Annotated in this window: 19 protein-coding genes; 3 read left to right on the plus strand and 16 right to left on the minus strand. The window is 35.0% G+C overall.

Annotated features, from left to right (window positions below; translation table 11 throughout):
- Nucleotides 1–222 precede the first annotated feature (222 nt).
- The 11 genes from HNR27_RS17295 to HNR27_RS17345 form a co-directional block, all read right to left on the minus strand.
- Complete coding sequence (locus tag HNR27_RS17295) at nucleotides 223–1,482, minus strand: Ger(x)C family spore germination protein (protein WP_429340615.1); 1,260 nt, start codon at nucleotides 1,480–1,482, stop codon at nucleotides 223–225.
- On the minus strand, nucleotides 1,463–2,566 hold the full coding sequence (locus HNR27_RS17300) for a GerAB/ArcD/ProY family transporter (RefSeq protein WP_429340616.1): 1,104 nt from the start codon (nucleotides 2,564–2,566) through the stop codon (nucleotides 1,463–1,465). The genes HNR27_RS17295 and HNR27_RS17300 overlap by 20 nt, the downstream gene beginning before the upstream one ends.
- A complete protein-coding gene (locus HNR27_RS17305) occupies nucleotides 2,566–4,095 on the minus strand; it encodes a spore germination protein (protein WP_429340617.1) in 1,530 nt (509 codons plus the stop codon). The genes HNR27_RS17300 and HNR27_RS17305 overlap by 1 nt, the downstream gene beginning before the upstream one ends.
- 105 nt (nucleotides 4,096–4,200) lie before the next feature.
- Nucleotides 4,201–5,058 (minus strand): DUF421 domain-containing protein, encoded by an 858-nt coding sequence (locus HNR27_RS17310; RefSeq protein WP_429340618.1) that lies wholly within the window; start codon nucleotides 5,056–5,058, stop codon nucleotides 4,201–4,203.
- A gap of 14 nt (nucleotides 5,059–5,072) precedes the next feature.
- Nucleotides 5,073–5,276 carry a DUF1657 domain-containing protein gene (locus HNR27_RS17315; RefSeq protein WP_429340619.1) on the minus strand — a complete coding sequence of 68 codons (204 nt, stop codon included), beginning with the start codon at nucleotides 5,274–5,276 and terminating at the stop codon, nucleotides 5,073–5,075.
- A 15-nt stretch (nucleotides 5,277–5,291) separates the two neighbouring features.
- Nucleotides 5,292–5,642: a stage V sporulation protein AE gene (gene spoVAE, locus HNR27_RS17320; protein WP_429340620.1), complete on the minus strand. Its 351-nt coding sequence runs from the start codon at nucleotides 5,640–5,642 to the stop codon at nucleotides 5,292–5,294.
- Nucleotides 5,639–6,655, minus strand: a complete 1,017-nt coding sequence (spoVAD, locus tag HNR27_RS17325) for a stage V sporulation protein AD (protein WP_212919472.1) — start codon at nucleotides 6,653–6,655, stop codon at nucleotides 5,639–5,641. Before spoVAD ends, spoVAE begins: the two co-directional genes overlap by 4 nt.
- A complete protein-coding gene (gene spoVAC, locus HNR27_RS17330; RefSeq protein WP_429340621.1) occupies nucleotides 6,655–7,134 on the minus strand; it encodes a stage V sporulation protein AC in 480 nt (159 codons plus the stop codon). Before spoVAC ends, spoVAD begins: the two co-directional genes overlap by 1 nt.
- Nucleotides 7,135–7,165: 31 nt before the next feature.
- Nucleotides 7,166–7,627: a YhcN/YlaJ family sporulation lipoprotein gene (locus HNR27_RS17335; RefSeq protein ID WP_429340622.1), complete on the minus strand. Its 462-nt coding sequence runs from the start codon at nucleotides 7,625–7,627 to the stop codon at nucleotides 7,166–7,168.
- A 93-nt stretch (nucleotides 7,628–7,720) separates the two neighbouring features.
- Nucleotides 7,721–7,927, minus strand: coding sequence for a DUF1657 domain-containing protein (locus HNR27_RS17340; RefSeq protein WP_212919475.1), 207 nt, complete (start codon nucleotides 7,925–7,927; stop codon nucleotides 7,721–7,723).
- 164 nt (nucleotides 7,928–8,091) lie between these two features.
- A complete protein-coding gene (locus HNR27_RS17345; protein ID WP_429340623.1) occupies nucleotides 8,092–8,820 on the minus strand; it encodes a hypothetical protein in 729 nt (242 codons plus the stop codon).
- Between the two features lie 172 nt (nucleotides 8,821–8,992).
- Here HNR27_RS17345 and HNR27_RS17350 point away from each other — a divergent pair, with 172 nt between their 5' ends.
- Nucleotides 8,993–9,427 (plus strand): YwpF family protein, encoded by a 435-nt coding sequence (locus HNR27_RS17350; RefSeq protein ID WP_429340624.1) that lies wholly within the window; start codon nucleotides 8,993–8,995, stop codon nucleotides 9,425–9,427.
- A gap of 14 nt (nucleotides 9,428–9,441) precedes the next feature.
- On the opposite strand, the gene HNR27_RS17355 is transcribed toward HNR27_RS17350, so the two are convergent.
- The 3 genes from HNR27_RS17355 to HNR27_RS17365 all read right to left on the minus strand — a co-directional run bounded on the left by HNR27_RS17355 (nucleotide 9,442) and on the right by HNR27_RS17365 (nucleotide 13,376).
- Nucleotides 9,442–10,767, minus strand: coding sequence for a (Fe-S)-binding protein (locus HNR27_RS17355; RefSeq protein WP_429340625.1), 1,326 nt, complete (start codon nucleotides 10,765–10,767; stop codon nucleotides 9,442–9,444).
- Nucleotides 10,764–12,176: a glycolate oxidase subunit GlcD gene (glcD, locus tag HNR27_RS17360; RefSeq protein WP_429340626.1), complete on the minus strand. Its 1,413-nt coding sequence runs from the start codon at nucleotides 12,174–12,176 to the stop codon at nucleotides 10,764–10,766. Before glcD ends, HNR27_RS17355 begins: the two co-directional genes overlap by 4 nt.
- Before the next feature lie 93 nt (nucleotides 12,177–12,269).
- Nucleotides 12,270–13,376 (minus strand): CdaR family transcriptional regulator, encoded by a 1,107-nt coding sequence (locus HNR27_RS17365; RefSeq protein WP_429340627.1) that lies wholly within the window; start codon nucleotides 13,374–13,376, stop codon nucleotides 12,270–12,272.
- 252 nt (nucleotides 13,377–13,628) lie between these two features.
- Between HNR27_RS17365 and HNR27_RS17370 the strand changes: the two genes are divergently transcribed.
- Both HNR27_RS17370 and HNR27_RS17375 read left to right on the plus strand, forming a co-directional pair.
- Nucleotides 13,629–14,993, plus strand: a complete 1,365-nt coding sequence (locus HNR27_RS17370) for a TrkH family potassium uptake protein (RefSeq protein ID WP_429340628.1) — start codon at nucleotides 13,629–13,631, stop codon at nucleotides 14,991–14,993.
- Between the two features lie 28 nt (nucleotides 14,994–15,021).
- On the plus strand, nucleotides 15,022–16,971 hold the full coding sequence (locus HNR27_RS17375) for a sensor domain-containing protein (RefSeq protein ID WP_429340629.1): 1,950 nt from the start codon (nucleotides 15,022–15,024) through the stop codon (nucleotides 16,969–16,971).
- A gap of 86 nt (nucleotides 16,972–17,057) precedes the next feature.
- On the opposite strand, the gene HNR27_RS17380 is transcribed toward HNR27_RS17375, so the two are convergent.
- Together HNR27_RS17380 and HNR27_RS17385 are read right to left on the minus strand one after the other, a co-directional pair.
- Nucleotides 17,058–18,194 carry a S1C family serine protease gene (locus tag HNR27_RS17380; RefSeq protein ID WP_429340630.1) on the minus strand — a complete coding sequence of 379 codons (1,137 nt, stop codon included), beginning with the start codon at nucleotides 18,192–18,194 and terminating at the stop codon, nucleotides 17,058–17,060.
- Between the two features lie 21 nt (nucleotides 18,195–18,215).
- Nucleotides 18,216–19,373 carry a zinc ribbon domain-containing protein gene (locus HNR27_RS17385; protein ID WP_429340631.1) on the minus strand — a complete coding sequence of 386 codons (1,158 nt, stop codon included), beginning with the start codon at nucleotides 19,371–19,373 and terminating at the stop codon, nucleotides 18,216–18,218.
- Nucleotides 19,374–19,533 lie beyond the last annotated feature (160 nt).

Consider the following 19,533-nt stretch of genomic DNA (forward strand, 5'->3'; position numbering starts at 1 on the left):
GATAGTTTCCTAATAACTTTAAAGGCGCTCAACCTGTAGGGAGCGCCTAAATAGTGCGATTAAAATTTTATCGCGGTAAAAAAAGGTAAAATTAAAATTGTTAAAGCCAGAATGGATATAGAAATAGAGCCAAATTTATTTTTTTCTTTCCATAAAGTAATTGCGAATCCAATCGTATAGATAAAAATTGTTAATGTTGCAATAATGATCAATAACGTCAAGCTAATCCCTAATTTCCTTTAGTTTTGGTATATCTCCCTGCCTGCCAAATTTACCAAGCTCTACATCAACTGTGATATTAATGTCCATTTCAGGATATTTTTTCATCCAATCAAATGCCTCCCATTCTGGTATAGTTAGGAATTTTTTTCGAGCTATTAATGACCAACCAAATGGATCTGCTTTATATTCCTCTTGTGTTTTTCTAATTAATTCGTTTAGCTTCTTTTCTAAAGCTTGCTCAAAGCTTTTATTTAAGGTTTTTCTTTTTTGCGAGTCTTTTGCGTAATGCACCATACTGTGGTTAGTTAAAACTTCCACTAATACAGGTACACTTACATCAATTGATGGGGTGCTTTTTTTTGTATTTATCTTTATATCTTCAGTACCATTTTTTGTAAGACGTGTTGCAATCCGGTATTTTTCATCAAACGGATCTGGAAAAGTTGTTAAAATCTCTTGCGCAGTTAATGTTGGGTTTAACATAAAGGTTAGTCTGGTTTCTTCGATTGTTAATACGTCAATCATCTTACCCTCTTTAAATACAGCAGATCCTGCAAATTGGGTATTATTTGTTTCTCCTCCGTATTGAAATTCACCAGCTTTAAAATTATCGGGGTTATTAGAATTAGATGATTGTTCCTCCTTTTCCGTTGTGCTATAAATTCCTAAAAAAAGATCGGCGTCGGCTTCAGTAATACGGAAAAAAGTAGTTAAATCTGAAGTTGGTGTCATTCCCGTTTCATTCCCACGTTCAATAATCATCTGAAAATATTCATGAGGCCTCGTTTCTAGTTTTGGTTGATTGTTGAGTATATATTTTTCCGTATCCTCTTTAGTAATCATTAGCTTTGCGTCCCTCCTAATTTCCATTTCCTTTGTAGCATCATATATCCATCTAATAAAATTCTCATCTCTTGCAAAGTCTTCTGAAACTATCAATATTCTTAATAAATCATAAGAAATCTGCTTCGCAATAACCGTATTAGCTATATTTCTCGAAACAACAAAGTCATCTGTTTTAAAGGAAATAACTTCACGAGGGGGTTCACTCCCAGCACCACCACTTGCAGCGTTTCCTGCCTCTGGGTTTGCTATAAGATAGGTGATTTTTATAAGATCTTCATCATCTTTTGGCTTGTCAATACCCATTGCGATGACATAAGCAAATTCTTCAACTTCTCGCTGATCCCAGCAACCAGAAAGAATGAATAAAGGGATCAGATAAATGATTATCTTTCCTCTATTGATTTGCTTTTTCATGTTTAAAATCTCCTTTAAGCTTGGCTATTAGCCACATCAGGCAAGGTAGGAAGAAAAAAACAGGTGACAATATGTTTAGAACCGTTTCTCTCAGATAGAAAATGGTGAAGGTAGGCGTATCTGGTATTATTCCTATAAAAATAATTAATGTTGCGAGAGAAGGAATAATATACTCGAAGTTTTTAATTTTAAAGAGATGCCCGAATAATAATGCATTAATATACAAATATACTGAAAATCGAACGAAAGTACCGATTAACCAAAATGGGAAAAAAAATGTCTCCATATTGGTTATAAAACCTGCAGAAATCGTACGTATTACCTCATGAAATGGATAGTTCATCTGCATAAGTGAATTATAGTCAAATAAAAAAACAAAACTAGTCATTGCAAGAACTAAGTTAATTACAACAAAAAATAATGAAATCCATGCTCCTTTTTTAATAGTAGCAGCTGTACTTAAAAATGGTACGAGAATAAATAAATAAAGATAGTCCGCAAAAATCGATAATTTCATTACACTTTCCTTCATAATTGTCCATTCTCCAGGACCAAAAAAGGGAAAGAGGAAGGATGTATTTCCATGCCTTATCGTTAAAATTAGAGCGATTAAAAATGGAACCTGCAAATAGGGAAAAACGGTCCATGCAACGGATCCTATTTTTTCTAATCCTTTTTTAGCACCATAAGCACTTGCCAGCATTAAGACGCCATAAATGACAATTGTGGGAGTTTTGACAAAATACATGCTACTGACAATATCTGTGTAAATTGCTGTATCTATGATTGTGGCAGCTAATATACCTAACCAAAGAGCAAATAAGATAATATATCCAAGGAACTTTCCGAATAATTGATTTGTAACCTCTATAAGCCCCTTTCCCTGATAATTTGTAATCACTCGTATTAAAAGAAAGATAGGGAGGATAGTAACTATACCGTTTATAATAATAGCCATCCAACCAGCATTGTACAATTTTTCATACAAAATAGCTGGAGTATCATCAGTTAACTTTGTCGAAAGGATAATCATGCTGATTGCAACAAATTCTTTTATCCCAATTTTTCCTTTTGACTGTTCCATTAGTTCTCTCCCTGTCTTTTCTTTAAATTCTTTGGTTTTACGTAGCCTGGCCGGAATATTTCTTTTTGTAAGGTTCTCCTTATAATTGTATCCTCCGAGGATATATAATTAGGAGTCATGGGAGCCAAATAAGGTACACCGAACGATTTTATAGAAAGCATATAAAATAACCCCATTACAAAAATTGAAGTAATACCATATAAACCGAATATACTTGCACTTAAAAGCATCATAAATCTACTGATACGAATAGCAAAATTCATACTGATATCACCAATCGCAAATGAACTTAGCCCACCTAATGCAACAATAATAACAACAATAGGGCTTACAATATTTGCTTGAACAGCAGCCTGTCCTAAGATTAGTGCACCAACTATTCCAATTGTTGGACCAATAGGACTTGGAACTCTTAAGCCTGCTTCTCGGATTAGTTGAAAGGCGATTTCCATTATGAAGACTTCTATTGCTGCAGGAAATGGTACTCGCTCCCGAGTTGCTGCAATGGCTAGTAGTAAATCTGGAGGAATCATTTCTGCATGGAAGGTAACAACGGCTACATAGAGAGCAGAAGCAAATAAGGTGATGAACAAAGCCAATATCCGTAGTAACCTTGTAAAGTTGGCATATGGTAATCGTAAATAGTGGTCTTCTGCTGAATGATAAAAAGACCAAAATGTAGCGGGGATAATTAAGGTATCTGGCGAATTATCCATGATTAAGATAATATATCCATCCTCAATGAAAGAAGCTGCACGATCCGGCCTTTCAGTATATAAAGTGGTTGGAAATATGGAATATTTTCGTTCCTCGATATATTGTTCAAGTAAACTTAAATTTTGAATCGCATTTGTATCTAGAGATTTAACGCGTGCTTTAACATTTTGTAATAATTTTTCATTTACCAAGTCCTTTTGATAGATAATAAATAAATCGTTTTTTGATTCCTTTGAGACGATTGCGGATTCTACTACTAAGTTCTCACTTTTTATTCGCTTTCGAATTAAGGAAATATTAGTTGCGGCTTTTTCATTAAATGCCTCTTTTGGTCCTTTTACAACGTTCTCATTCTCTGTTTTTTCAACTGTTCTGCTTTCAAAGTTAGAAGCATCAAAAAGGAAAGCTAGATCTTCTCCTTCAATAAAGAGAGCAACATTCCCATTATTAATTTTTGTTGCGATTTGATTAATGTTGTTTTCAGTTGATATCGATTGGGCTGAGACGATGTCCTCAATGCTTTGGAATGGCTCTGTACTACTTTGAAGAGGTTTTATAATATTTTGTTCTATGATTTGAGGATTGGTAATTGTCTTAATGAATATAATAGCAGCTGGTTTATCTTTTCCGGGAATAGAAAGATTTCGAATAATGACATCATGGTTAGTCGGTACAGTATAAATTTCACGAAAGATTTTTAAGGTTTGTTCTAAACTTGGATCGATCGTTAGGTTTGTAGTTTCTTTATTTTGTTTTGGAGATTCGCTTACCTCTTTATCTTTTTTCTTAACCGATTTTCTTAATTTAATCATCTTGTATGAACAACTCCAGTATCACTTCTTATCTTACGATTCCACGTATTGCTAAAATTATGTAATATACGAAATAAAATCCCACAGGTTAAAAGATGTGGGATTTTACTGTAAATATGGTTTTACCTTATCAATCGCTTTTTGTAGCTTTTCACTATTGACTTGATACATCTGTTTTGATCTCTCATTCTCTGTTGCTAAGGCAAATATTTCCAAGTCTGCTTGGCATTTTCTCATTGTAGCAAGTAGGAGTGGTTTTTGTGTTGGCATTGGTACAGTGAGCTTATCGTCATATAGATCTACTGTCAATTGTCCATCACTATCAACTTGTCCAAGAAAAACATTTTCAATACTAACATTCATTTTTTCCAATTCTGTTTCTAGCCAGGTTGGATTTAGTGAGAGGTTAGCTAGAGACTCTAGAATTGGCCTTCCATCCATTATTACAGTTTGTGGTTCTTTACTTGGTGCAAGCTTTAAACCGATATCTTTAGCGGTTAATGGGCGATATTCTGTTTTCGGAAGTACATTTAGTTTTCCTGTAGGTTCTAATACAGCAAATTCTACATCTGTAACTTTAAATATATTTTTTTCGCGTAAGCTTTCTAATAGATCATCCGTGGAATAATGTTCCTTTTTTAAGTTATCTTCCATAATTTTTCCGTTTTGAATGATTACCCGACTTTTTCCTTGGACAAAGTTACGAAACGTTTTGCTTTTTAAGGAAATAACCTCGACAAGATAAGGGATAATAAACCAAATCAACATGGAGATAACAGCAAAGTAGAAGGGACTCTCTAGTGTACTAACGTGGATTGCGACAATCCCTCCAAGAACAATACCAGTAATGTATTCAAAAACATTTAGTTGTGAAAGTTGTTTCATCCCAAGCCATTTAGTAAAGAAAAACAAAATGATGAGAAGTGAAACGGATCGTACTACAATCTCTAACCAATCTGGCATGAGAATTTTCCTTTCTACTGATTATATTGCGGTTCTTGCCTTGCAAGTAAAAGTACTTGCTCTTCAAGATCTTTTTTTATTTCCTGAATGATATGTTCTGTTTCCAAGTATGCGTCATGTGCCTCTAAATCATTAGACTGGGATCTGAGAATACGTAAACTAGCTTCTATCCCTTTGATACTTGCATAACAACTTTTTACTTGGGCCCCAACTGTCATTAAGGTGACCTCCAATCATCCCTTAGGTTTAAAAATTAACGCACCTATCATACCAAATATGATGGCTGCGGATATTCCTGAGCTTGTAACTTCAAACATACCCGTAATAACACCAATTAAACCATGCATTTCTGCTTCCTGCATTGCCCCATGAACTAAAGAATTACCAAAGCTAGTAATAGGAACGGTTACTCCAGCACCAGCGAAATCGATTAATGGTTCATATAATCCAAATCCATCTAATATCGCTCCTGCAACCACTAGTATGCTAAGCGTATGTCCAGGAGTTAATTTAAAAACATCAAACATTATTTGGCCAATGACACAAATTAAACCACCAATAACGAATGCCCAGAAAAATATCATGTTCTATCACTTCCTGATTCAATAGAGACTGCGTGTGCTATACATGGTATAGGATCCTTTTGGTTTACACTTAGAGGAGAGTGTAAAGAACCAGTTGCAACTACCAGTATTTTATCCAGTTTTCCTTTTTTCATTAAATCTAAAAAGTGTCCATAGGTTACCACTGCAGAGCATGCTGGACCACTTGCTCCCGCTAATACTGGTTGATCCTCACGATAAATAGTCAGTCCGCAATCTAGATAATTATTTTCAATGATATTGACACCATTTTTCCTTAATAGGTCTAATGAAACCTCTCTTCCAATATGTCCTAAATCACCAGTTATTATTAAATCGTAATAGGAAGCATCAACATTTCTTTCTTTTAAGTGTGTTAAGATTGTGTCTACTGCAGCGGGAGCCATGGCTCCACCCATATTAAAAGGATCCGTCATTCCCATATCCACAATTTTCCCAATCGTTGCTGAGGTTACTTGTGGTCCATCACCGGTTTTTGCAACTAAAGCACATCCAGCACCAGTTACTGTCCATTGAGCAGTTGGAGGTTTTTGCCCACCATATTCTGTTGGATATCGAAATTGTTTTTCTGCTGCAGCATTATGGCTAGAAGTACCACTAAGAATATAATCTGCACCATTACTATTCAAAATGTAAGCAGCTAAAGCTAAGCTTTCCATAGAGGTGGCGCAAGCACTAAATAAACCAAAAAAAGGACTTCCTACCGTTTTAGCTGCAAAATTTGTAGGGGTGATTTGGTTGATTAGGTCACCACTGATAAAAAAAGAGACTTGTTCTTTTTCAATTGGACTATTTTTAATAGCATATTGACATGCTTCTTCCATCATCAATTGCTGCGCTTTTTCAAATGAAGCTTGTTCCAGCCACATATCGTCATGTAATATATTGAAAGCATGGGGAATACGACCATTTGCTTCAAACGGACCTCCGACTGTTCCAGTAGAAATAATTACTGGTTTATTTTCAAAAATCCACGTCCTGTGCCCTGCAAGCATTAAAATCCACCCCATGTTATAAGGATTGTTTTAATTAATGCCACGATAAAGGCAGAAAATACACCAAACAAAATGACAGATCCGGCAAGCTTAAACATATTTCCACCGACACCTAGAACAAAGCCCTCGGTACGGTGCTCAATTGCAGCACTTATTACCGCATTACCAAAACCAGTGACTGGTACTGCCGACCCAGCACCGGCAAATTGTCCGATTCGGTCATATACGCCAAAGCCAGTAAGTAGCATGGTAAGGAATATCAGTGTTGCTGTAGTTGGATTTCCAGCTGTTTGTTCTGTAAAATCAAAAAAGTAAATGTAAAACGTTGAAATAAGCTGACCTATGAAACAAATAAACCCCCCAACTAGAAATGCTTTTATACAGTTTTTGAGTAATGGCCGCTTTACCTCACGCTTTTCCTGAAAATCTTGATATTTTTGTGCCTGGGGAGGAAGGTTCTTCTTTTTTTTATCTGCCATTCGAATCCCTTCTTTCATCTAATTGGTTCATTTATGTCTTTTCTTTCATCAATTTACTTATGTCTTCTAATTTTTTCTTTAATTCTTTTTTGGAAATCGATCCATTACGTATTTCCTCTTCTAACTGCTCAAGCTTCCACAGTATTTTCTGATCAGAAGAGACTTCCACTTTTAAGGAGGTTTTCTTAAATTTCTTTTTCATTTCCTTTGTTAGTTTCTTTTCATATTTCTTTAATTGTAAGCGTTCATGATGTGGTACATCGATAGCTATCATTAGCAGCTTGTCCGAATTTACTGCGAATACCTTTGTCACATTTTTCTTTTGTGCAAGGGTAGATTTTGCCTGGTTAGCGTAGGATTGATCATACGAATGTTTAGTGGAAACATTGGATATATGGATTGGGTTTGTTTTTTCAGAAGGCTCACTCGATGATGAGGTGCAGCCAGCAGAAAGGATGAATACAATAAAAAGTAGAAATTGGTATTTGCGCATCAGTTTCACCTATTTCTGTCAATGTTAGAAGGGGAGAGTAACCTCCCCAATTAGGTCAAGCTCTAGAATGAGTATTATCCTGAACTTTTATTATTAAAAACCTTTATATTGAGGCTCTTCGCTCTCAATTTGCTGTAGACGAGGCTCTACGGATTGTAAAATAGACTGTGTTTGCTGAGCAGCTTGCTCATAAAGCTTTTTTGCTTGCTTGTTTTCCGTTTGTAAGGCGAACTGTTCGAAGCTTGCTTGAACACTTTTTAAGCCAGCCACTGCCTGCTTCACTTGGTTACCTACTGTCATGGAATTTTCCTCCTTTATGATGTCCTTCATTATATAGCTTCGTGTAACAATGATGAAATATACTTACTAAGTGTTTCCAATAATAAGAAGAAAAGGTGTCCCATATAGGAACACCTTTAGTAATTTACATTGGTATACAAATTTATCCACGTAAAAAATTGGAATTACTTTTTATTCGTTACATGAAATTGGACAGTTGTAACTTTTCCTTTGTTTGCATTATTTCCTTCAACTTCATTAGCTTGCGGTATTGTTTCAGGAACGGAAATAGAAACGGTTTCATTGTCAATCCAACTTGCTGAGATTATTGGCCAATTGAAGTCAAGGATAGCATGATCGTTTTCTTCATTCTTAAGTGTTAGCGATTGCCAGTTAATCAAGTCCACTACCACTACATCGGATAAAGGTGGCTTCATCTCTGGGTATCTGTTAAATTTTACTAATAGCTTAGACTCATCTGGTGAAATTACTGCTTTTTCATACGATGCTAAATCGGCAAGCAGGAAGCCGGTATTATCGGCTGATTCATCAAGAAGGAGGTAAGAGCAACCCATGTCCGTACATGAAAATTCTAAAAGATAGATGTCATTGTTTTCTTTACTGTATAAACGGTCAATTTTCATCTTTTCAATTACCGATTTAGGATTAGTGGTAGCCTGTAAATAAGCATATAGAATAGGAATTTGCTTTAAATTCACCCGGACTACTTCATCGTCTAAAGGAAATTCAATAAATTCATCAATTTTTTCATTGTCTGTTATTTCTTCGATTAGCTCTGGCTCCTCTGTAGCATTATCTGGTGGCGTATTTACCTTAACAATTGCAGGCTGGGAATTTGAGCAAGCGGTTAAGAATATTAATCCAATTAGCGGAACAATTAGAGTTTTACGCATAAAGACACTCCTGTAACGTTTCTATTTATTTCTTATTATACATGGATGAAAGGGTGGTTGATATAATTTTCTGTTTAATACCTTATTGTAATGGTAAAATATATATACCAATAAATTGGAAATTTTGTTACACTAAGTTAAAAAGTTGGGAGTAAGAAAGGGGGGAATGGTATTGAAAACGTTTTTGCTAAAGGATTTACGAATATTAGAAAGTAATCATGATGAAATTACAAAAAAGAATATTCCTTTAATCGATGGGTTAATCATTAATCGTGAAGATGACAAGAATAGTTGGTTAATTGAAGCATTAGTGGAGAAAGAGTACTATAGCTATTTCCAAGAATTACAGGATAAAGAGGAACAAGTTATGGTAGAGGTTCGTATTACAAAGGAAACTAACCATCCAGCTACATTTATTACTTCCATTGATAGTATCAATATAATCGGGAAGCATATCGATATTCATTTATTAGGTACGATAGTAGATAAAAGAAAGAGTAAAATTGAAGAGATGCTCAGCGAGCTTATCGATCAAGGCTATCAAGGAGAAGACCTGTTAGAAAGATTTAAAGAGGTCTTAAATAAAAAGGCTAGACATGAAGCCTAGCCCATCACATATTTTTAATGTGTGTTTTCATATGCCTCTAGTAGAAAGTCCACGATATGCACAGCTTGCATGGTATCTGAAAGCCCTTCACGTTCAATTCCGAGTTTCATTTGTAATAAACAACCTGGGTTTGCCGTTACAATTGTTTTTGCCTTTGTCTTTTTCGTTTGTTCCATTTTATAATCTAGAATTTGCATGGACATTTCAGATTCAACGATATTATAAATACCTGCTGAACCACAGCATCTTGAAGCATCTTTCATTTCTACATATTTTACGCCTTTGATTGATTGTAATAAAGTACGCGGCTCCATAAATGTTTTCTGACCGTTTTTTAAATGACAGGAGTCCTGATAGGTTACGATTTGATTATCTAGTTCCAGATGTTCCTGCTGAAAATTAAGTTCAACTAAAATACTCGTAATATCTTTAATTTTTTCAGAAAAATTCTTTGCACGTTCCATCCATTCTGGTTCGTCTTTTAATAAATGGTTATAATCCACAAGGAACGCACCACAACCTCCTGCATTAGTGATGATATAATCAACATTCATACCTTCAAATGCTTCAATGTTTCTTTTGGCCATCTCTTTCGCCTTTTCTCTTTCGCCACTGTGTCCGTGTAGGGCTCCACAGCAATTTTGCGTATTAGGTATAACAATTTCACAGCCTGCATATTGTAGGAGCTTCATCGTAGCATCATTTGTTGCCATAAACACAGTATCCATTAAACATCCAGTAAAAAATGCAACTCGTTTTTTTTGTACGCTAATTGCCGGCAGATGATTTGGTCGATTTTTCATATCTTTTTTCTTCGGAACGGATGGAAGAACCTTTTCCATTGTTCGCAATGACTCAGGGAAGAAGTTCATAATTCCTGTTGATCTTGCAACCTTTTGTAAGCCGGATCGCTGATAAAAGCCGAGTAGGCTAGCTGCTGAAACCATTCGGTTTTGCTTTGGGAACAAATGGTTAAAGACAATATTTCGAACAGCTTTTTCAGGAAGACTTTGTTTGTTATTTTGATAAATGATATCTCTTGCTTGCTCCAATAGATGCCCATATTTTACACCTGATGGGCATACTGGTTCACAAGCTCTGCACCCTAAACATAAATCTAAGGAGCGTTTGACATCTTCATCTGGTTCGATCTCACCATCAACAACTGCCTTCATTAAAGCAATTCTTCCTCTAGGTGAATGTGATTCATCCATTCCAGATTCTATATAGGTTGGACAGCTTGGTAAGCAAAAACCACAACGCATACAATTTAGCAGCTCATCATAATCCATTTTTTCTTTAAATTCTTGGCTTATTCTTTCTATTTCTGCAAGTTTCATTTCTGTACCACCACTCTATTTCTATCAGATAGGGAAAAGATTTTTCCTGGATTCATGATCTGGTTCGGATCTAAAGCTTGCTTTATACCTCGCATGACTTCTATCCCAGCTTCTCCCGCCTTTAAGTGAAGATAAGGTAGCTTCATTGCACCAACACCATGCTCTCCAGTAATTGTACCTCCTAGCTCGATTGCTTTCTTGAAAATTTCTTCGAAGGCCTTTTCAACACGAGCCATTTCTTCTTTATCACGAATATCAGTAAGACAGGTAGGATGCAGATTTCCATCTCCCGCATGACCAAATGTACAAATAGTTACTTGATTTCGTTCAGCTATTTCTTCAATCGCTTTTACCATATTGGCAATCTCTGATCTAGGAACGGTAGCATCCTCAAGTATGGTGGTAGGGCGTAGGCGAGCTAATGCTGATAGAGCAGCTCTTCTTGCAGATGTTAATGCTTCTGCTTCTTCTTTTGTTTCTGCAATTGTTACCCGGACGGCTTTATTCTGACTACAAATGGCAGCTATTTTATCCATATCTGCATTTACGACACTCTCATTCCCGTCTTGTTCAATTAAAAGAATGGCTTTAACATCTGTAGGTAAGCCTACCTGTGCAAAGTCTTCTACTGCTTTTAGTGTAGGCTGATCGAGAAACTCGAGTGTAGCAGGAATAATTCTATTAGCAATAATCGCCGAAACAGTTCTCGCAGCTGCATCTATATCCTGATAAAGAGCGAGCATTGTTTTTTTAGTTTCAGGCTTTGGAATGAGCTTTAAAGTAGCTTCTGTTACAATACCAAGGGTTCCTTCAGCACCAATGAATAATCTAGTAAGGTCATAGCCTGCTACATCCTTTGCTAGTTTTCCACCTGTTCGAATGATTTCACCATTTGGTAGCACAACCTCAAGTCCCATGACATAATCACGGGTAACACCATACTTTAAGCCCCGAAGTCCACCAGAATTTTCACTGATATTACCACCGATTTGTGATATTTTCATAGAACTTGGGTCAGGAGGATAAAAGAATCCTTTTACCTCAACAGCTTGAATTAGGTCCTGTGTAATTACACCTGGCTGGGTTCGTACAGTTAAGTTCTCCTCATCTATTTCAATTATGTTATTAAGATGCTTCATTAATAGCACCACACCACCATGCAATGGGGTAGTTCCAGCACTTAGATTAGATCCAGAACCCCTTGGAACAATCGGAATTTGGTATTCATTACATAGCTTTACAATTTCTGAGATTTCCTGTTTATTTTTTGGGGAAACCACAATATCCGGAAAGGACTGAAAACCAGGTGTCGCATCATAGGAATAAGCTAGTAAACTTGCTTTTGAATCTTGCACATTTTCTGGTCCGACAATCGTAATCAGCTTATTTTTGACTTGCTCACTTAGCATAGACATTCTCCTAAGAGTTTTTAAGTTTATTGTAAAGGGAAAACAGGAAGAATGATATGTATAAAGCAACAAAAAATATTGGCTAATGCCTGTTTATTTTGTTTCTTTATCCAAAAAATAAAATAAAACATAAAACAAGGTAATAGCGTAGGCTGATTTTGGATTTAATTGAGTCAATGCTTCTATTTGATTTAAACGATAATGTAATGTATTAATATGAATATGTAGTTCATTTGCAGTCCTCTTACTATTTAAATTGTTTGCGAAGTACACCTTAAGCGTCTCTAATAAATTTTTCTCATTCCCTAATAGGTGCATTATCTTGTTAATGAATTCTCGTCTTACCTCTAAAGGGATTTCATCAAGACAGATTTCTAAAAGTAAATCCTCATAGATCGTTATTGCGTTTATATCTCCTATAGATAATGCTTTTAATGCTGATTGGTAAGAATCTTTAATTAATAAGCTATTAGAAATTATCCCAACACCTATCGAAACGCTTAAATCAAATATTGATGAGATATAGTTTTGGAAAGATCCTAATTGATTCTTTAAATATTCAAGGGATGGATATGTTCTCTCTTCCGTCACCAATAATAAACGCTTGTCTCCCCAAAGTATTGCTTGACCTTTTATTTTTAACTTTAGAATATGTAAAATATCGCTTAGTTTTTTTGCTGGGACAACATGTGAATCCATACGGATAATCGTGCAACGAAGCGGAGGGGTTACTTGGAATTCTATTAATCTAGAACGGGTTTGAAAATCACCTGGAATGTGATCCATTTGTACCCAATCCATGAAGAAAGATTCAATTGCACGAGCATGCCACTCCGTTTCCTGAATATATATGCTTTCCCGTATGAGAAGTTCCGTCATTTTCTGCATTAGAGAAGCAAAAGGCTTTACCTCTGTTGGATTACCTGTAATACCTATTACACCAATTACTTCATGATTTATTGTAATTGGTAAATTTATTCCGGGGCGAATACCCTTCATAACACGCACATGCTCCTCTGATAAAATGGTCATTTCATTCCGGTCAATTGTGAGTAAAGCTCCTTCATGAAAATGACCAATTCTACTTGGATCGGTGCTCGCAATAATGATTGCTTGTTTATTTACAATAATAATATTTTCATTAATTAGTTTTTTAGTTTCGTTAATAATTTTTTCGCCTAGATCGGCAGTCAATTCCATCTATTAGACCTCCATTGTACGGGTATGTCTTTTCAATCGATATGTTTTCCGTTATAATTTTTTGGTACTATAGTTTATTTTATCGTAGGATTAAGGACTGTAAAGACTCTACTTGAGTTAAACTCTATTTTAGATTGGTTGCTTATTTTTTAAAATAGAGGAAATAGAGGAAATATTTACAAAACACTGCTATAATAAAAAATGAATTTTAGCCTGTCACCGCATTGGCTAATCTAAGGAGTATGTTTACTCATGTTTTTTTCTAAAAGTTTTCTACATTGGCTTAATACGCTATCACCGGTTCGGATGATCTTATTTTTTTATTTTATCGCCGCTATTTTTTCAACGTTGCTTTTATGTTTGCCATTTGCATATAAGAGTGGGGTAGAAGTACCTTTTATTGATATTGTTTTCACAGCAATTAGTGCTCTAAGTGTTACAGGGTTGAGTACTATTACCATTGCGGATACTTTAAGTACAACTGGTATTTTCTTATTAGCCTTTATCATGCAGCTTGGTGCTGTTGGTGTTATGGCAATTGGTACTTTTATATGGCTTATATTAGGAAAAAAAATCGGCTTTAAGGAAAGACAATTAATCATGACGGATCAAAACCAAACGAGTTTTGAGGGGATGGTGCGTCTTATAAAGCAAATTGTTCTAGTATTATTTACAGTAGAATTATTCGCTTTTTTAATTTTAGGTACATACTTTTTAAAGTACTTCTCACAGCCATCTGAGGCTTATCTACATGGTTTTTTTGGAACGATAAGTGCTGTAACAAATGCAGGTTTCGATATAACTGGAAGCTCTTTAATTCCTTATAAGGATGATTATTTTGTTCAATTTATTTATATGCTTTTAATTATTTTTGGAGCTATAGGTTTTCCAGTGTTAATTGAAGTAAAAAACTATTTGTTCAAAAGAAATGATAAAAGGGCAACAACTCATTTTAGTTTATTTACTAAGCTAACTTCTTTTACGTTTTTAGTGTTAATAGTTGTTGGAACACTAGTATTTTATTTGTTGGATATGAATCATTTTCTAGCTGGAAAGACATGGCATGAGTCACTCTTTTATTCATTATTTCAGTCGATAACAACAAGGAGCGGTGGACTTTCCACGATGGATGTTAGTCAACTAACAGAATCAAATCAATTGTGGTTATCATTTTTGATGTTTATTGGAGCCTCGCCAAGTAGTGCCGGAGGGGGAATACGGACAACAACCTTTGCACTAGTAGTAATTTTTATAGTTACCTATGCTCGCGGTGGTAGTAGTATAAGAATTTTTAGAAGGGAAGTACATGAGGACGATCTGTTAAAGGCAGTTACCGTAACATTAATGGCATTGATATTTGTTTTTGCTTCTGTGTTATTCATAACAACCATAGAACCTTTTTCTATAACAAAAATATTATTTGAGGTAACATCTGCGTTCGGTACAGTAGGATTATCCTTAGGAATTACTGGAGACTTAACTACTGTGAGCAAAGTTATTCTCATGTTTTTAATGTTTGTAGGTAGAGTTGGGATCATTACATTTCTATTTATGTTTAAGAAAACAAAGAAAACGGGTAGCTATCATTACCCGAAAGAACGAATAAGTATTGGTTAAAATGGATAACTAGTGAGGAGAAACCCTTATGAAAAATAATGCGTTAACCTTTCCAATGAATAATCAAATGCTTTCTTTATTAAGTGATCCAATATTATTTGTTCATCGAGACGGAACAGTTTTAGGAGGGAATCCAGTGGCATACACAATATTTAATATGGATCCCTCTTTAAGACATTCTATAACAGACTACATTGAATTTTCTTTACTAACAGGCTCTTCAAACTCTCACTTGCTAATGGAACGTAAGATGGAAAAGGGAGGGTTACTAGAGATAAAGTCTCTTCTACTAAATGAAAATCTATATGGTTTGATATTAAATGAGTTATCCGTCAAAGATAAGGTAGATGAAATTAAGCGATACATTAATCAAGTTTCCAACAATGCTACGGAAGGAATTGTCTTATACGGGGAATCTTTAATTTTAGACTGTGATGAGACCTTTGCCGAAATGTTTGGATATACAAGAAAAGAAATAATCGGAAAAGCAATGAGCGCATTAATTGATCCAAAAAGCTATGAAAAGTTAGTAGATATGGAGCACTTGACAACAGAAGAGCTTTTAGAGCTTAGAGGAATTAAAAAGGATGGGTCAACATTCTACGTAGAGGTTCTAGAATATCCATATCAAACAAACGGAAAAATTCTTCGGACAGCAAGTATTAAAGATGTGACGGATCGGGTTGAAAATGAACGAAGAATTGAATACATAGCATATTATGATGAGCTTACGGATATACCGAATCGTAACTTTTTTAATATCGTTCTAAAAGAAGCCATCAATCAGGCCAAAGAGACTGAAGAGCATATTGCAGTGTTTTTTCTTGATTTAGATTATTTTAAAGAGATAAATGATACACTCGGCTATGCTTTTGGGGATGAGCTTTTAAAGGCTTGTGCAAACCGTCTAAGAATATTTCAGCAAACAGATACCTTTATCTCTAGAATGAGTGGTGATGAGTTTTTAATTTTGCAAAGGCATACAACGAGGGAGGATGCAAAGAAACTAGCCGAAAAACTTATTACGGAATTTGAAAAACCTATTCAAATAAAAGAGTATGAAATTTACATTACAATTAGTATTGGTATTAGTATTTTTCCTGAGAATGGAAATTCAGCATCTGATTTAGTTAAACATGCAGACTCTGCTATGTATATCATAAAAGAGAAACAGCGAAACTACTATAACTTATTTGATTCCTCTATATCTGAGAATTTTAGAATGATGCTTACAATGGAATCTGAATTAAGAAAAGCATTAAAAAACGGGCAATTTGAGCTTTATTATCAGCCACAGAAGAATCTAATAGATAATGAGGTAGTTGGTTTAGAAGCTCTAATTCGGTGGAATCATCCTGATAGAGGCTATATAAGTCCAAATAAATTTATCCCTTTGGCGGAGAAAACGGGATTAATTATTGATATAGGTGATTGGGTTCTAATGGAAGCGTGCAGGCAGAACAAGGAATGGCAGGATAAAGGCTTTCGACCAATGACAGTAAGTGTTAATCTTTCTGCAAAACAATTTTATCAACGCAATCTTTTGGAAAAGGTTGAATGTGCTCTACAGGAGACGGGATTGGAACCTCGGTATTTGGAGCTTGAAATTACGGAAAGCATGGCCATGGCAAATGAAGAAGAAATATTAAAGACATTACATGATCTAAGAAAGCTTGGTGTCCTTGTTTCGATTGATGATTTTGGAACAGGCTATTCTTCCTTAAAATATTTGAGTATTTTCCCGATATCAAAATTAAAAATTGATAAGATGTTCTTAAATGGACTCCAAAGGGAAAATCAAGCAATAGTGCGATCAATTATACATATGTCACATGCACTTAACATGAAGGTTATTGCAGAGGGGGTAGAGACGATAGAACAATTGAATTTCTTGACGAACGAAAAATGTGATGAAATGCAGGGATACTATGTAAGTAAACCACTGCCTGCTGATAAGCTAATGGAATTCCTTGTCTAAATAAATGCATTTGAGGCTATCCCCCTATTACGTTCAAATTGTTGCTTTGAACGTAATAGGGGGATAGCCTCTTTATTTTCTGTTGTCTACTCGTAATTCAAACGAATTATCTTTAATTGATCATTCTCGTATCCTACAGTAAATTGATAATGTACATTTTTTTTCAATAGCTCTTCTTCATTTGGTTGATTCTTAGTAAGCTCAATATCGACTCGAATTGATACATGACTTTCATCTGTCATAGTTGGGTCTTCAGGCGTATATTTTACATTTACTACCTGAATATAATCTTCACGAAAGTCAGTATAAGAGGTAGTTGATAGGATAGAGTCGCCTAATAGTGAATAAGCTGCGACATAGTCACGAATGATAATACTATCCAAAAAGTATTCCACTACATAGTTTGCATCCTGTAAAAACTGCTTTTGATCTATTGAATTAATAATATCTTCCGTGTTTGTAAACGTTAATTGATCATTTCGTGCTTCATTAGACCAAGTTTCGATTTCTTTCATAACATCTACTATTGGAATACTAAAACCAAGTGTTCCATCTTCTGTACCGACAGAGTTAATACCTATAATTCTACCCGTATTTCGATTAATTAAAGGTCCACCACTATTACCATGAGTAATCTGTGCAGAGATTTGATATACATTTTTATAATCAAATCCATCTAAAGTAAAATTCCTTGACGTACCAGAAATAATTCCTAGTGTGACCGTATTTTGAAACCCATGCGGACTACCTAGTGCAATTACCTCATCACCAATTTCGGCTAGATTATCCTTTTCGGTTTCTAATACATTTTCACCTGCAAGCTGTGGGACGCGAAGGACAGCTACATCGTTTCGATCCCCAATTCCAATAACTGCAGCTGGATAGGTCCGGGCATTTGCTGTACGAATATAGATTGTTTCCGCATCTTTTATAACATGTGCATTCGTAATAATATCTCCTTGATCATTATAAAGAAAGCCTGAGCCAGTTAAGGTTTGTTGTTCACCCTTTGCCTCAATCTGAACAACATTCTTTTCTGCTTCATGAATAATAGATTTTAAGTCTACTGTCTCATCTTCTAATTGAATCTGTTTTATGACAGGATTATTGATTACAATGTCCTTTGAATTCCAGACATAATAAAGATAATAGAAACCTAGTCCACCAAATAAAATGACCACAATTGTAACAATTATCGGTAGCTTTTGTTTGAAAAATATCATAGTTTCACTCCGCTAAGATCCTTAATAATTTGTATACCATGTTATTTTTTTAACACGTATATTCATTTTTTTAACATTCTTATCAATGTCAAAATGAGTAAACTCAAATTTTCCATTTTCGTTTGGATAAAGTGTGTCTGGATACACGTAAACATTATTCTTAAGGAATTCTTTATCCTTTGTCATTAAAGCATATTCTACTAGAACAGAACTAATAGGGACTGTTCCAACACTTTTCACTTCACCTTTGACTACTAAATTTCCCTGTTTATCATTTTCAAGTTTGACGGAAACTAATTTTATTGCATCTTTTTCATTCTTTTCCCGTTCTTCTTCAGCCGAATCTATTGCCTGTTGAATCCGCTGTTCTTGCGTGATTTCAAAAGATACTTTTTCCTTTTCAACAGTTGTTTTTAAGCTAAGCAGTTTCTCTGAATTCGGTGCATATTTCAAACCATCCTCTACAATAAATTGAGCATCACCAAACTGTTTATCGGATAACATTTCACTAGCTTTTGTATAGGCATAATCAATAATTTGTTCACGGATTGTTTCTGTTATTTCCTGAGCTTCTTCCGTTTTTATTGCATCAGCTTCCCATAATAAAGCTTTTAATTCATCAATGGAGGGGAACTCAGATAAAAGGCTTTTTAACTGTTCAATTTTTACAGTGTTACGATAGGAGTCAATTTTATTAACTAGAATAGTAGCTGGTTTCCCATCATAATTTTTTAACAATTCTTCTGCTTCATGTAATAGTGATAGGGAGGCTTGAAAATTTTTATCCTTTAATTCATTTTCAGCCTTCTGTAGATACTCCTTAATTGCACCTGATTTATTAATAAATTCTAATGCCATTTGTGCCTGTGTAAAGTTTGATTTTTGGTCAATAGCTTTTGAAAAATAGTCTTTAGCTGCACGATAATCTTCAGCGAGTAAACTCTTTTCACCAAGCTCATAGAAATGCTTTGCGTCTTCTTCTTGAGCATTAAGAAATGTATGGAATAAACTACTAGACAATAACACTAGCACAAATGTAAGGATGGGAATGCCCCATAATTTTATGAACGATTTCTCTTTCTTCGATCGTAAATGGACATCGGTAGGTAATTTTTTACCACAGGTTATACAATACGTTTCTTCTTCCTTTACGATAGAACCGCAATAGGGACAGTGCATTACTATTTTCACCTACTTCTTACAGAGCTTCGATAAAAAGCAACAATTATTTTAATTTTATTGTAACATATTTCCCTTTATTTAGAAGGTGGATATTGGTATGATAAATACGGTTACGATTACTTAAAAAGTAGAATAATACATAACATAAGTTTACGGG

It is taken from the genome of Ornithinibacillus bavariensis (genome assembly GCF_050433565.1).
Lineage (GTDB): Bacteria > Bacillota > Bacilli > Bacillales > Amphibacillaceae > Ornithinibacillus > Ornithinibacillus bavariensis.